At 55.2% G+C, this 14473-nt stretch carries 15 protein-coding genes and 1 pseudogene; 11 read left to right on the top strand and 5 right to left on the bottom strand.

The window, feature by feature from the left end; translation table 11 throughout:
• Positions 1-2: 2 nt before the first annotated feature.
• The 3 genes from ACEWL3_RS14280 to ACEWL3_RS14270 are packed head-to-tail and all read right to left on the bottom strand — an operon-like array spanning position 3 to position 5210.
• Positions 3-962 (bottom strand): Rossmann-fold NAD(P)-binding domain-containing protein, encoded by a 960-nt coding sequence (locus tag ACEWL3_RS14280; RefSeq protein ID WP_386183751.1) that lies wholly within the window; start codon positions 960-962, stop codon positions 3-5.
• 60 nt (positions 963-1022) lie between these two features.
• Positions 1023-4025 carry an aminotransferase class III-fold pyridoxal phosphate-dependent enzyme gene (locus ACEWL3_RS14275; protein WP_386183754.1) on the bottom strand — a complete coding sequence of 1001 codons (3003 nt, stop codon included), beginning with the start codon at positions 4023-4025 and terminating at the stop codon, positions 1023-1025.
• A gap of 42 nt (positions 4026-4067) precedes the next feature.
• Positions 4068-5210: an aminotransferase gene (locus ACEWL3_RS14270; RefSeq protein ID WP_386183756.1), complete on the bottom strand. Its 1143-nt coding sequence runs from the start codon at positions 5208-5210 to the stop codon at positions 4068-4070.
• Between the two features lie 1107 nt (positions 5211-6317).
• Between ACEWL3_RS14270 and ACEWL3_RS14265 the strand changes: the two genes are divergently transcribed.
• The 11 genes and pseudogenes from ACEWL3_RS14265 to ACEWL3_RS14215 all read left to right on the top strand — a co-directional run bounded on the left by ACEWL3_RS14265 (position 6318) and on the right by ACEWL3_RS14215 (position 13378).
• A complete protein-coding gene (locus ACEWL3_RS14265) occupies positions 6318-7289 on the top strand; it encodes a DUF3179 domain-containing protein (protein ID WP_386183759.1) in 972 nt (323 codons plus the stop codon).
• Positions 7290-7468: 179 nt separating this feature from the next.
• A pseudogene (locus ACEWL3_RS14260) lies at positions 7469-8166 on the top strand (IS6 family transposase); the annotation flags it as partial.
• A 444-nt stretch (positions 8167-8610) separates the two neighbouring features.
• Positions 8611-8817: a hypothetical protein gene (locus ACEWL3_RS14255; RefSeq protein WP_386183765.1), complete on the top strand. Its 207-nt coding sequence runs from the start codon at positions 8611-8613 to the stop codon at positions 8815-8817.
• 22 nt (positions 8818-8839) lie between these two features.
• Positions 8840-9049, top strand: a complete 210-nt coding sequence (locus tag ACEWL3_RS14250) for a hypothetical protein (protein WP_386183768.1) — start codon at positions 8840-8842, stop codon at positions 9047-9049.
• Positions 9050-9403: 354 nt separating this feature from the next.
• A complete protein-coding gene (locus ACEWL3_RS14245) occupies positions 9404-9670 on the top strand; it encodes a hypothetical protein (RefSeq protein ID WP_386183771.1) in 267 nt (88 codons plus the stop codon).
• Positions 9667-9846 (top strand): hypothetical protein, encoded by a 180-nt coding sequence (locus ACEWL3_RS14240; RefSeq protein ID WP_386183774.1) that lies wholly within the window; start codon positions 9667-9669, stop codon positions 9844-9846. The genes ACEWL3_RS14245 and ACEWL3_RS14240 overlap by 4 nt, the downstream gene beginning before the upstream one ends.
• A gap of 353 nt (positions 9847-10199) precedes the next feature.
• The gene (locus ACEWL3_RS14235; protein WP_386183777.1) at positions 10200-10493 is read left to right on the top strand and encodes a VOC family protein; all 294 of its coding nucleotides are present in this window, start codon (positions 10200-10202) and stop codon (positions 10491-10493) included.
• Positions 10447-10635 carry a VOC family protein gene (locus ACEWL3_RS14230; protein ID WP_386183779.1) on the top strand — a complete coding sequence of 63 codons (189 nt, stop codon included), beginning with the start codon at positions 10447-10449 and terminating at the stop codon, positions 10633-10635. Before ACEWL3_RS14235 ends, ACEWL3_RS14230 begins: the two co-directional genes overlap by 47 nt.
• Before the next feature lie 238 nt (positions 10636-10873).
• Positions 10874-11956, top strand: a complete 1083-nt coding sequence (gene rsgA / locus ACEWL3_RS14225) for a ribosome small subunit-dependent GTPase A (protein ID WP_386183780.1) — start codon at positions 10874-10876, stop codon at positions 11954-11956.
• Positions 11957-12117: 161 nt separating this feature from the next.
• Complete coding sequence (locus ACEWL3_RS14220; protein ID WP_386183783.1) at positions 12118-12876, top strand: VOC family protein; 759 nt, start codon at positions 12118-12120, stop codon at positions 12874-12876.
• Between the two features lie 19 nt (positions 12877-12895).
• Positions 12896-13378 carry a flavodoxin family protein gene (locus tag ACEWL3_RS14215; RefSeq protein ID WP_386183786.1) on the top strand — a complete coding sequence of 161 codons (483 nt, stop codon included), beginning with the start codon at positions 12896-12898 and terminating at the stop codon, positions 13376-13378.
• 39 nt (positions 13379-13417) lie between these two features.
• Here ACEWL3_RS14215 and ACEWL3_RS14210 read toward each other — a convergent pair whose 3' ends face one another.
• On the bottom strand, positions 13418-13630 hold the full coding sequence (locus ACEWL3_RS14210; protein WP_386183789.1) for a GNAT family N-acetyltransferase: 213 nt from the start codon (positions 13628-13630) through the stop codon (positions 13418-13420).
• Between the two features lie 471 nt (positions 13631-14101).
• On the bottom strand, positions 14102-14461 hold the full coding sequence (locus tag ACEWL3_RS14205; RefSeq protein WP_386183790.1) for a DUF7670 domain-containing protein: 360 nt from the start codon (positions 14459-14461) through the stop codon (positions 14102-14104).
• Between the last annotated feature and the right edge of the window lie 12 nt (positions 14462-14473).

Below are 14473 nucleotides of genomic sequence, written 5' to 3'. Positions count from 1 at the left end.
CTTTATTCTGAATGGGCGGACGCTGCGGCGTCAATGATGGCTTGGGTGATGGCAATGTCTTGGGCTGCGATCCCGGTAAGGTCAACGATGGTGATGTCATCCTGCGATATGCGCCCGGCCTGAGAACCTGACAGGATATGCCCCAACTCAATGACCTCTAACGCCGCATTCACGCGGCTGGCGGTCTGGAATTCACCGTGGTTCAAGGATTGGCGGGCCAGATCACAGACCCGCAAGGACGCAGAGGCAACCAGATCTGTCGGCAGTTCCTGTTTTCCCGGACAGTCGGCCCCAATTGCGGTGACATGGGTCCCTTTGCGCACCAAACCATCTGCAAACAGCGGGGCGGTGGCCGTTGTCGTGGTGATGATGATGTCGGCGGTGCGAACTGCTGCGTTCAGGTCGAGGGCCACCTGACCGCTGTGACCCGCTGCTGTCAGATCAGCGGTGAGTGCCTCGGCGGCTGCGGCGTTGCGCCCCCAGATGTGAAAATTCAAAGCCCGTTCTGGCATCAGTTTTGCAAGGCATACCGCCTGAAGCCTTGCCTGAATGCCTGCGCCGATGATCAACACCTCTGTCGCATCTGCGCGTGCCAAGGCGCGGGTCGCCAATGCGCCCCCGATACTCGTGCGCATATCCGTCAGCCAGCCTTCGTCCCGCAATATCGCGACGGGTTCGCCCGTTGTCGCGGAAAAAGCCAGCATCATGCCGTTCGATGACGGCAACCCTTTGGACGGATTGTCATAAAACCCGGACGCGATCTTGATCACATAGCTGTCGGTGCCCGCGATATGACCTGATTTAACATGGCAATCCCCGTGCGCCTCGGGAAAGGCCAGATGCACGACATCGCCTGTCTGCACCTCGCCTTGGGCAGACGCGACATAGGCGTTTTTGATGCGCTTTGTGGCCGCGTCAAAATCGAACAACGCCATGATCTGCTTTTTATCGAGGTCGAGCATCAAAAGGGCACTTTCGGGTTATGGAACATAGAAAATGGAAACCAGACCAAGAGGGACATGTCAAAACCGCTCGTTCAGGATGTTATCAAGGGTCGAAATGATCATGTCCACATCGTCTGGTTGAATGGTCAGGGGAGGGCGGATTTTCAGGATATTGTCCTTTGGCCCTTCGGTGCCCAGCAAAATGCGTTTGGCGCGCATGCGGTCTTTGACATGGGTGGCCAAGGCTGATGCCTCGGTCTTGGTGGTCCGGTCAGTGACCAGGTCAACGCCGATGAACAGGCCAATGCCGCGCACATCACCGATGCAATCGTGTTTGTCTTGCAGACTGCGCAGCCCGGCCAGCAATCGGTCGCCCTGTTGCTTGGCGTTGGCTTGCAGGTTTTCGTCGTCGACGATGTCCAGGACCTCTTTGCCGATGCGACATGACAGGGTGGAGCCGCCAAATGTTGAGAAAAACTCAGGCCCTTTGGCAAAACTGTCGGCGATGGCCTTTGTGGTGACAAGCGCGCCCATCGGATGCCCATTGCCCAGCGGTTTGCCCAAGACCACGATGTCGGGAACCACCTCTTGCTGCTCAAACCCGAAATAATATGCGCCCAACCGTCCTAGACCGGTCTGCACTTCGTCGGCAATGCACAGGCCCCCGGCGGCGCGGATTTTGGCATAAACCGCTTGCAGATAACCTATTGGCGGGATGATTTGACCGCCGACGGATGGAAACGTCTCAGCGATAAAGCCGGCGACCCCAATTTCTCTGGCAGCCAACCGCCCGATCGCGCCATCAACAAGATCCGCAAACTTTTGCGCGCGATCAGCATCGTCGCGGCGGAAACGCCCGCGATAGTCGTCCGCAACCTCGACCAGTTCAACCCAATCTGACGGACCAACACCGCCCTTGGCGTTAAATTTATAGGCCGACAGATCAATCGCCCCCGTTGTGTTGCCATGATAGCCATGGTCGGGCGTGATCATGCCTTTGGCACCGGTGTGCGCGCGCGCCAACCGCAAGGCCAGTTCATTCGCCTCCGATCCGGAATTGACGAAATAGCACACCTCCAGCGGGGCGGGCAGTTTGGACAACAGCTTGTCTGCGAACGCTGTCTGTGCCGGATGCAGGTAACGCGTGTTGGAATTCATCCGTCTGAGTTGATCCGCCGCGACGGCCTGGATACGGGGATGTGCATGGCCCACATGCGGCACGTTGTTGTAGGCATCCAGATAGGGCCGCCCCCATTCGTCAAACAGGTGGTGCTGCCAGCCGCGCACCAGCATGATCGGGTCGCTGTAGCTGAGTCTGAGGTTGGTGCCAAAATGCGCTTTGCGGCTTGTCAGCACCTTGGCCATGTCTGTGGGTTCATAGGCGGTTTTTGCGTCTGGCAGGTTCAGCATCGCGGCTGGGTTCGGACAGATCGCGCGCCACAGATCATTCTCATCCGGATCCCCTACACCGGGCCAGTCATCGCCCAATCCGTCAAGGGTTAGCGCCATCTGGAAATGCAGATGCGGTGCCCAGCCACCGTTCTGGCTTGGGTCCCCCAGCGCGCAAAATGCGGTGCCTTTCGGCAAGGTTTGCCCCGGTTTGAGTGTGTCACAAACGGCAGGGTCCAGATGGCCATAAAGGGTGTAAAAACGATCGCCTTCGGGCGTGTCATGCGCGAGGATCACCACACCGCCGTAATCAAGGTGCCCGGTCCGGTTCAGGGCCACATGAACAATCGCATCCATCGGGGCAAAGATCGGCGTGCCTGCGGGGGCAAAGACATCTACTGCCAGATGTACGGTGCGCCGGTCTGAGGCAAGCCACGGCCCGTTGCGAAAGGCAGGCTCGGCATAGATCAGGCGCGGCTCAAAATAATACCCAAGCCAGATTTGACCGTCCTGAACATATTCCTCGCCGATCCGTGCGGCCTCTTCCTGTCCCAGATAAAAGGGGTTTTGGGGCCAGACGGCATGTTCGACAGACAAGGATCCCATCGGCGCATCACTCAGATCACTGCCCATCACGGCGGCGAAGTTTCCCCGCTCGCGGTCCAGAAAGGCTTGAATGCGCGGGGCGGCATCGGTCACCGGCAAGGCACAGGCCGCGCGCAACCGTGCGCGCAGCAGCCCCGGATCAATCGCCGTCTGTTCGAGGAACCGCCATGCGGGGGCTTGTGAAATCACCACATAAGGATCATCGGGATTGCCCCGCGCCATCAGCGTTGAATTCACCACGCTCACCGCCAGACGCATCTGGATCAGCGGCCACAGCAGATCAATCTCTGGTGCTGTGAGCGGGTTGGCAGCGTGGTAGCCCGCAATCAACGCGGCCAGACGCCTCTCTGGATCCGGGGCGTCCAGCACAAGATATGCCGCCGCAATCGCCAGATTGCAGATGCGCGGTGCGGCACACATGTCCCCCAGATCGATCAATCCCGAGATGTGATGCCGTTCTGACAGCGCACCGTCGACGAGGATATTATAGTCATTCACATCGTTGTGGATCGCTTGCACCGGCAGACGGTGCAAAGCAGGCAGAATGGCGTCGAAATCTGCGACCACCCGGTCCAGCAGCGCCCGGCGCGGCCCGGTGACGACGCCCTCAATCTCGCGCTTGATCCACGTCGCCTGCATCAGGTCCCATTTGAAGTCGCGCGTCAGGGCCGGATGCATAAAGTCCATCAAGGCCAGATCACTGGCCCCGATAACGCGGCCTAAATCATGGATCAGATCATCGGTTTGGGGCAGCGCTTGTGCGAACGTGCGCCCAGGCAAGCGCTGTAACAGCCACAATAGGCGGTCCCCGGAGGGGCCGCTGTGCGTCACTATCTGTTGGCCTGACAGCGTCTTGATTACCTCTGGAAACGGAAGGCCGGGCGCGCGCGCCGCCATGTGGGTGAGGGCGGCGACCTGCATGTCGACCAGACCGGGATCACACTCCGGGCGCATGACTTTAAGGACATAGCCGTCGCCCATGGCAGTTTGCGCGTCGAAATTCAAATCAAATTCGCCCGGTAGCGGGGCCAATCCAGCTGTGATCCCCCATTGCGTGCGCAGGATCTCTTGCCAATCAGGTGTCACCGTCTATCCTATTCCCAGTGTTGCAGTACGGGTCTGTCCGGATCACGCGGCATCGCCCGTCTTGGCAGGCAACGTCGCAAGAAACGCGCTGACTTTGGCCAATCCGGCGCGCAGGATATCAGGATCGTTGGCATAGCCGACTCGCAGCCATCCTTCCATGTGCATGACCGATCCGGGCGTAAACATCACGCCGGTCTGTTTGAGCAGTTGAATGCAGAACTCCCGCGAGGGCATGTCGAAGTCGTATTTCAGCAGCGCTGTAGTGCCGGCCTTCGGCTTTACATAGGAGATCGACGGTTCCTGCGCGACCCAGGCGTCCAGAAAGGCGAGGTTTCCACGGGTGATCCGCTGGCTCCGCTCAAGGATCTTTTCTTTGGTCTCCAGTGCCATCGCAGCAAAGTAGTCGTCCAGCATGCCGACGCTGATGGTGTTGTAATCGCGGTGGATCGACACCGCCTCAAGCACCTCGTGTGGGCCCGCGATCCAGCCCAGCCGCAATCCGGCAAGCGAAAAGGTCTTGGACATGCCCGCCACGCTGATACCTCTCTCATAGACATCGGCCATTGCCGGGGCAAAGCCGTCGCCGGTCTGGTTGGTGCCCCGGTAAACCTCATCGCACAGGACATAGGCCTCGGACTGTCGGGCGATGTCGACGAATTGATCAAGATATCCCGCCTCCATCAATGCACCGGTTGGATTGTTTGGGTTGTTCAGCACGATCAACTTGGTCTCAGGCCGTACCATTGCGGCAAATTCCGTCAGATCGGGCAGAAACCCGTTCTCGGGGCGCAGGTGCAGGATATCTACTTCGGCCCCATAGCTTTCGGGTATTGAATAATGCTGCTGATAGGTGGGACGCACCGAAATCACATGATCGCCCGGTTCCACAAGCGTTTCATGCACCAGGGCATTGGCCCCGATGGCCCCATGTGTGACCACAATGTTATCGCGGGTCTGTTTGGCATACATCGTGCTTATCGCATCGCGCAGCCGATCTGAGCCCTGAATCGCGCCATAAGTCATTTTCATCGGCAACAGATCGGACATCACGCTGTCGTTCTTGCCAGACATTTCCAGCAGCTCTTCAATTGTCAAAGATGCAACGCAGGTCTCTGCAAGGTTGTATGTGCAGTCGTTCTCGAACTCATTCATCCAGATTTCGACGCCAAAGGGTTTGATCTTCATGGTCGTGTCCTTTTGCCAGTGGCCTGTGCCAACTTCCTGATTCCGTGTGCCATGGCGATGTCTTTGAGCCCCAATCTTGTAGACCGGAAATAAGGGGGCCCGTCTGCCTGTGGTCTGTCGCAGTTATTGCAGACCAGCCCGGCAAGGTCACCGCAAATCTGATCTTTACGCCAGCCGTTCGCCTGAACGGCCATCCGCATGCCAGCTGCACAAGCAGTCCCGCCAAAAGGTAAGGTCGACGACCCGAACTAACGAATCATGGTTTTCTTGCCAAGATGTTGGAATAAATAGAAAAACTGTGGAATATTCTCGCAGTGAAAAATGTTCAATTTTGCCATTGCCGAGCCCTTGAGTTACAACCGGGAAAATGGGTGTCGCGTCATCATAACTACCTTTTTATTCGAGGTATTAGTGGGGTTTCAGCGCGAGGTTGTGAAATGGTGGTGGTCACAGTCTGTGTCGAACTGGTCTCAGTTTGAATTCCTTGTTTTACAGGGAATTTACAGGGAAATTCGGTAGTTTTGGCCAGATAGCGGCCAAATTTGGCGAATTACGTCGTCATTTCCACAGCGATTACAGTGCATTCCGCACCATTTCCCTGTTATTTTATGAACAGGGAACTACACCGCATAGAATAGTGAACGAACCTTGCGAGCAGGGAAGAAATTTAGACGAACAGGGAGCCGCGATTAGGGTGGAAATGCTACCTGAAAACGGGCATTCCAAGCTCGTCCGGGCTCCCGACTTCGTTATCTTCCTCATCAGGTATATCTGCCCACAGCATAGTCACAGCATGCCCGTCGTTTCCTAACCGGGTCTGTTCGTAGAGTTTTAGATCTGCCGTCGAAGTCCACGCCGCTAAGTGTGTTTCGCAGAACTCTGTAATTCCTAATGTGCCATTGAAAATTGTTCGAACCGCTGCCGATGTCTGGGGCAGGGTGTTTCCACTCGTAAGGGTTATGAACGGAAATGTCTTTTTCAGCGAAATCGTTACGGAGCGTCCAAGGTCAATGCCAGCCACTCACAATGCCGTGCGTTAGCCTAGGCAGGACATGCGCTGATATGCATCATGGGGGCAAGTCTGTCAAATGTCATGGGAGAGCAAAGATGCACCGCGTGTTTCAGATGTTTGTTGCCCTTTTGCTGATGATCGCACCTGCTCATGCAGATCCGAATTTTTGGAAACATGAATGGCCTAATACTGACTTCAACAAGACCAGCATCAAGAGCTGGACTGAAATTCAGTCGGGCGGACCCCCGCGGGATGGCATCCCGGCGATTGACACTCCCAAGTTTCTACGCGCGTCCGGCGCAAACAGCCTGCAACCGAACGAGCCGGTGATCACCGTGGCGCTTCTCGGTGGCAGTGAGCGGGCATATCCGATCCGCTATCTGATCTGGCATGAAATTGTTAACGATACTATTGGCAAGGTTCCCATAGCGGTCACGTTCTGCCCCCTGTGCAACTCCGGTGTAACCTTTGACCGGCGCACCGAACATGGCGTCCTGACCTTTGGCGTTTCAGGTAAGCTGCGCAATTCAGATATGGTGATGTTCGACCGTGAAACCGAAAGTTGGTGGCAACAGGCGGTCGGCGAGGCGATTGTAGGCAAACTAACTGGCACCGAACTGAAGATGTTGCCCAGCTGGATGGAAAGCTGGTCGCAGTTCCGCGAACGCAACGGTTCTGATGGACTGGTGATGAAGCAACCTGCGACTTCGCGTAACTATGGGCGCAATCCTTATCAAGGCTATGATACCTCAGCTAAGCCGTTTTTGTATAACGGTGAGATGCCACCGCATGACATTTCGCCAGTGGCACGTGTGGTGAGGGTCGGCAACAGGGCTTGGCCACTGACGCGCGTGCGTGATGAGGGTGGGGTGAGAGAGGCCGGGGTCAACATCAGTTGGGAGGCAGGCCAAGCGTCAGCCTTGGACACAAGTGTGATTTCAAACGGGCGTGACGTGGGCACCATCCGTGTACGCGACAAACAAGGCCGCGATATGGTTCATGACGTGATGTTCGCCTTTGCGTTTCATGCATTCTGGCCCCGTGGCAAATGGATGATTAGACGGTGAGCGGGGGGCAGATGTGGGGTGGGTGAAACCACATCCGGCCACCACGGAATTGGCCCCTCACCATGATATGGGATCGGCCGGTTGGGCCAAGAGGCTAACAATCGCTGCGCTGTGCATTGAGATCGGGACTGTTGTATTATTCGGCATGTGCGGACAGGTTTGGCTCTTTGAGGTTGTAAATGCCGCGCTCTTCACCGTTCAAACATCACCGCTTTCCGCGTGAGATCATCCTGTGCGCTGTGCGGCGGTACCTGCGTTTCCCACTATCCTATCAGGATGTGGTCGATCTTCTGGCAGAGCGCGATGTCACCGTTGACCGGTCGACCATCTATCGATGGGTTCAGAAGTTCGGTCCCGAATTGACCAAGCGCACTGAGAAACACTTGCTTCGGGCGAGTGTCAACTGGCATGTGGACGAAACCTACGTCCGCGTCGGTGGCAAGTGGCGCTATCTCTGGCGCGCCATCAATGCCAACGGCCAGATGGCCGACTTCCGCCTCACCGCGGGCCGCGATGCAAAGGCTGCAAGGGCCCCTTTCTGAACAAGGCCATCGAGCGTGTTCGGCTGCACCGGCCTGTTACGATAGTGACGGACAAGGCGCACAGCTATCGACGCGTCATACGTCAGATCAATCAACGTTATGATCCTCACTTTGACAGCATCCGGCATATTGATCAAAAGTGGCGAAACAATCTGATCGAGAGCGATCACGCGGCCATGAAACGGCTGCTCGGATACCGGCAGAGCTTTCGATCCATGCGATCGGCCAAGGCGACACTCAGCGGCATTGAGACAATCCGGACCATCGAACGAGGTCACATCCATCACAAGCTACCAGGCGTCAAAGGCGAGATCGCGTTCATCCGTCAGATGTTCGAGGACCCGCATGGCAGATGTTCTGCCCCAGCCACAAACACGCCTCTGCCGAGTAATGCAACAGTCCCCTATATAACTCCCTCCGGCCTCAACATATTTCGAAATCCGATAGCTCAACGAAAAAGAATCCTTCACCTCCGGCTTCGGATACCCCGGCGCGATTAGTCGCCTTTCTGGCGGCCGCACCCAAAGATGCGCTTCGCACAACAAAAAGCAGGGGTTTTTCCAGACCTGTTCCCGAACGCCATTCGCTGATTGATCTCTGATCCATGACAGAACGCCCATCAAGGCAATCTACTTCGCAGGGGCTACACCACCTTGACCGACAACCTTTCACGGCTCTTTTCGGGATCAGCGAAGCGTCGACGGAAAGCAGGGAGAAAAAAGGCTCCCACCCGCAACAACAGGGTAGGGGCCCCTGATAGTCAATGCTAACATGAAAACATGACCGAGAGACCAAACGCACTGACCATCCATGTGAGCGACGACGAGTTAGCTTTTCTCGAAATGTCTGCACACCGAATGAGAAAGCTGGCCGCGCGAAGTGGTCTAGAGAGCGAGTTGTCAAACATGACCCCTGCACTGATGGCCGTCATGTTGGTGGAAATGGCGCTTGCTCAGTTTTTGAAAGATGAGAAGACCAAAGCATGACCAGATTTTAAAGGAGAAAAGCATGATTGACCGCCCTCACCCTCTGACCATCCATCTAAGCGCCGATGAAATGATCTTTCTTGAAAAAGGCGCGGAGAAGATCAACGCCTTTATGGCAGAGAGCCACCCGCCGAACTTCCCCGGCCCGCTTGGCCTTACTCCCGAACAGATGGTTGTCTGGTTGGTGGAGAAAGCGCACGGCGAATTTCGGGAAGCAATGGAAAAAACATGACGGCAGAGGTGCTCCAAGCGTTTGTCCCCTGCCCATGTTGCGATGAGGACGGCTATGCGCCCAGACCTGATTGCCCCCCTCAAGCCAGACACCCGCGCCGTAAGTGCATTGCCTGCGACGGGCGGGCATACCTGCCGACCAATCATATCCTGATTGCCTTGCAGGTTTTGGAAGAGGAAGGATGAGCGACGCTGGTCTTATGGCCTTGTTCGATAGTGGGGCGGCATGTCCTCAATGTGCGGATCCGCGGCCTTCCGTCGATGGTGTGCGTTGTCCTACTTGTGAACGGTTGAAGCGGTTTCTTTGGCGGGGCTCCTACACAAGCGAAGCCCCTTTCTTAGGGGTTGTGAATATATGACGGATTATCTGGTTGTGTATGTGCCGATCAGCGTTCGCATGAGGGCGGACGAGCTTCTACGGCAAGCAGACGGCGACACGCAAGCGGCCCTGGAACGGGCGCTTGCGTGTGAAGATCAGGCGGCAGATAGCGGCTACTGTTTTGCGGTTGGGGTGCGCTCGCTCTGCCAATCGCGAGCGCAGGCGGACTATGAGGGCAGTTATGCTCTTGTCGAAGTGATCGAGAACAACAAACACGATCCCATTTTGAAGGAGGAAGCATGAACCCTGACCTAGCGAAGCGCCGCCAGTATCTGCTTGATTATGCTGATCTACATTGCGCCACAGCGAGCGAGCGGCAGGCATTTTTCGATTCTTTCAAGCTAATCGTCCAGACTTTCCCCGCAAGTCACATTATGCACATCACCGCCGCCGAGAACATCGAAGCTTTGAAGACATAATCGACGGTTCACAAGAAATCTAAATTTCTAACGCCAGATTCCAATGCAATGCGCATTGCATGCCTATGCGCTCGGACTTTTTTGCGGTGCATCAGCGATGATTGAAATGCTCGCTACGACAGGTGTCGACAAAGACAACATCCAGTTTGAGCAGTTTAGCGGCTACTAAGAACCGAAGCCGCACCGTATAGATGCAATAAGATACAGCCATCTCAGCTTCCGAGATGCCGCGTCACGGCCGATTGATCTAACGCAATGCTGGTGAGCAACAAGTCGCACATAGTCCCCACAAGCAGGAGATCGTACCTTCGGCGCGAACGATCAATTGACACATATTCATGTGGAGAATGACCATGGAAACCAACCAACTGCATCGTGGTCGACTTATTGACCATGTCCAGCTCGTGGTGAACGACCTCAAGGCCAGTCAGGATTTTTACACAGCCGTTCTGGCCGTTTTGGGAATCCCCGTTATCGGCACGACGGAAGATTTTTTCTGGGCTGACGAACTTGTCGTGTCCTCAGTCGACAGCCCTGCGGCACTGGGTGTGCTGACCGGGCGGACACCATCTGGCTTTTCAGGCAAAGGACCGTGCGACGGTGGATGCTTTCTACCGGGCGGCGCTGAACCATGGCGGGCGCGATAACGGGGCGTCCGGCGAGCGTCCATATCACTCCGGCTACTACGCGGCTTTCGTGCTCGACCCTGACGGAAACAACATCGAGGCCGTATATCACGGTAAGGCACGACGCAGTGCGCCATCGGTTGTGATCGATTTCCAGAGTTAAACCTATCGCGGCTGGCAAAGCTTGAAAAACCAGCAAACTGAAACTATCCTAAGGGTAAATACCATGGAGATTTCATGTCCCGATAAAGTGGGGAGGCAACAGTCCTCCCGATGCAAAATCAACAATTGAGACGCGCTGCCAAATCCATTTGGCCGGCCTGTTGAATTGCAACCTCAGAAAACACTGACACTTGAAGCCTGAGCGTTGCTCGTGGCTAAGACATGAAAGTTGATCCCCAATGACAAGGGACTATTCCATATTCCTTCCGCCCAATATGAAAGGCGGAACACCCACTCGACAATCATCAACACTGGAAACACTCGGCTGGCAGCCATTTTTCGCGCAACAAATCAGCGTGGATGAACTGACCGAGACGCCACCTGTCCGCGTTGTCGAAGTGCATCGCAATGGGCTGCATATCATCGGAGATGGCATCGATGAGACAATTCCTCCGCAGCAGGATGCGACAGTTGGCGATTGGCTGTTGCTTGATCGTAATCATCCAAAATCAAACCGTGTTTTGGATCGTAAGAGCCTTGTGAAACGCCGCGCGCCGGGTACGGATCGCCAGGTTCAGTTGATCGCGGCCAATATCGACACTGCGTTTATTGTGACGTCCTGCAATCAGGATTTCAAAATCGCTCGCTTGGAGCGGTATATCGCCTTGGCGTTTGAAGCAGAAATTACACCGGTCATCGTCATAACGAAGTCTGATTTGGCTTCCGATACAAATAGCTATGTCGACAAGGCCCAAGCAATCTCGGAAATTGTCCCCATCGTCACTCTTGATGCACGTGGTGATGAACCAAAGATGAAGTTGGCGGACTGGTGCAAGCCAGGCAAAACGGTAGCGTTTCTTGGGTCCTCTGGCGTGGGCAAATCGACCTTAGTCAACGCGCTATCGGGTACGCAGAGGATTGAAACGCAAGCCATCCGTGAAGATGATGCCAAGGGTCGTCACACGACGACAAGCCGGCAATTACACTTTGTGCCAGGTGGCTGCATCGTGTTGGACACACCGGGGATGCGCGAGTTGCAACTGACCGATGCGGCATCTGGCATTGATGATGTTTTCGCGGACCTTCATAGCCTCTCAACCAGATGCCGGTTCAGCGATTGCCAGCATATGACGGAACCCGGATGTGCCGTTTTAAAGGCGATTGAGAACGGTGAGATCGACGAGGCCCGGTTAGGCAGGTGGCGCAAGTTGATGGCTGAAGAGGCTTTCAACTCGTCGAGCCTGGCTGAGCGCAGATCAAAAGACAAAGCGTTCGGCAAAATGGTCCGCCGGGTCACAAAGCAAAAGGCAAAAAGGGGATAAGGCAAAATTTGGGGCGGCCAAGCATTCAACCTCGGGCGTCTCAATAATCTCATTCAACAAGCACAAATGCGTGCAAGAAGTTGACCCATATCAAGGGTCAGGTCGCCGGAGTATGAAATGCTTCCCGCGACAAATGGAAGAGGTATGGAAAGGGGTCAACAATGACCGTTGAAAAGATAGGTCGGGTCATCTGGCACGATCTTCTCACCGGCGACAGACAACGATCAATGTCGTTTTATCAACGTGTGGCTGGCTGGACTTACCAAACTGAGCACGCGACTGATTTTGCTTGGGGCGGGGGTGAGAAAGACTTCGTACTTGCGCTTTCCGAAGATGAAGCGGGCGCGGGATTTGCGGAAACACCACCCGAAATGACGAATGGGTGGATTGCCTATGTGGAAGTTCTAGACGTGGACGCAACGGTGGCTCTAGCCGAAAAGCTCGGTGGGACCATTGTACGGCAACCTTTCGAAGTCCCCGGCGTGGGACGCAATGCGCTCCTGCGCGATCCTCTCGGCGCACTCATCGGTGTCTCCATATCACGTCACGATTATCCCGTGCCGCGGCGGCAGTTTGGAATGGAGGTTTATCTGACAAATGCGCCTGCATTCCCACAGGAGTTCTATTCAGAATTATTCGACTGGAACATCAGCCCACCGCCTGTCGGTGACCAGACTGGTCTGCTGGTCACCGGACCTTCGGGCGAGGACGTTGCGTTGGTGGTCTCTGGAAAGACGCCAATGGAAGCACAAGCGGTTTGGGTGCCTTCCATAAAGGTGGCTCACCCGACCGCGTCGCTCAATGATTCAGCGGCATTGGGCGACGAGCCTTTCAACGAATTGATCGCGAAACCAGCGCAGCAGCACCGCTCCTTCCTGCGCGATCCAGGGGGCGCATTGTCATGCTTGTTGCAAGCGTAGGATGGAGTAACCCCGTAAAATGAAGTCCCTGATTTTATATTATTCACGTTCTGGCACCACGGCGAAAGTCGCGAACGCACTTGGAACGGAACTCTCCGCTGATATCAAAGAAATTAAATGTCCGCGTTACCAAGGCGGTTGGTTTGCCTATCTGCGGGCTGGTTATGACAGTGTCAAAGGCCGATTGCCGCCGATCGACTTTCCGGACCTGTCGTTCGATGAATACGACCTGGTCATCATCGGCGCGCCCATCTGGACGAGCTATCCTGCCTTGCCTCTGCGATCCTTCTTGGCGCGAAAGCCAAAGTTACCGAGCCGGGTTGCAGTGTTCTTTACCCTTGGCGGACACTCTCCTGCTGAAAAGGCAGTGAAGATGGTGGAAGGTTTTCTCCCTGTCCCATTGGCGGCCTCGCTGGAGTTGTCTCACGATCAGGTCATCGAAGGCCGGGACTCGGACACTGTCGAAACATTTGTAGCGAAGTTGAACGCTATTGACGGGTGATATAGCAGACGGCCACTTTGAGCGGTGAAAGCATCTGATTTATGTCGGCCGCAGAGCTTTTAGCGGCGTTGGGCCAGTGCTACAAATATGTTGGAAACCGAGATGATGATAGAACCGGAAGTTCGATGAGGCGTCCGTTTCCAAATAGAGATCGCTCTGGCCATTTGCAACGCAATGCTCGATGAACGCTTCCAACAACAGCCGGCCTCCTCCAAGCCCTTGGGTGCCTGGTGAGATTGCAAATAGAACCACCTAACATCTTGTGCCGAAGTCAGGACTTCTCCATTCATGCACAATGGCATTTCTACGCCAGATCCATTTGGAGGCCAACCTGACGCCTTTGAGGAATGACAGATCCCAAGCCACAGCAAATTTACCAAAGACTCCAGAATACCTCGGCTGGAAGAGTGGCTCTCCAGGCAATCGCCCACACAGAAATCCGGCGACCTCGCCCTCCACCTCAATCGCAAAAGCCTTGCTAGTATCGGTCATGCTGCTCTCGACATAGAGCTTTGTCAGAAAGTCAGCCACGGGTAGCGGCGACATTTTTTCCCGGATTCCAGAACTTAGCGCGACAATCTCATAACACACCGGCAAATCTGCGAAACTGAATGGACGAATTTGGGGAGCTTTCTTGTCACTGGATCTCAGTATCATTTGCTCTGCTCTCACCAAATCTGAATTTCGTGTCGGTACGGTTGCGCTTCTCGCACTGTCCATATCTCAAGCATTGTGATCAGGTGGATCAAGGCGATTGCATGCTATCAGTGCGGCACCCGCGATGATGACTGGCAGCGATACACCGAACAGAACAACTGGTGATGACCAGGCATTGAAGAAGAACACTGACACGATGCCGACGACCAAGACAAACACGCCGCCCAGCAGATCCCAGCGAAATGCGATGAAATTGACTACCAGAAGACCCAGCCACGGTAGTGTGTTGGGAAGGTTCGAAAAGAGGTTTTCGACGCCGCCATCTGCGCCTGAGAAAATGGCGAAGCCGAACCAGAACAACGTCACCACACACAAGACTGTTCGCGCGATGTATCGGAGGTTCCGACCCAAAGAAGATTTACGCATGAACAACGCACT

Origin of the sequence: Sulfitobacter sediminivivens (assembly GCF_042611115.2) — a bacterium.
Taxonomy (GTDB): Bacteria; Pseudomonadota; Alphaproteobacteria; order Rhodobacterales; family Rhodobacteraceae; genus Sulfitobacter; species Sulfitobacter sediminivivens.
The sequence above is the reverse complement of the archived record's forward strand: the minus strand, read 5'-3'. Positions and strand labels throughout refer to the sequence as shown.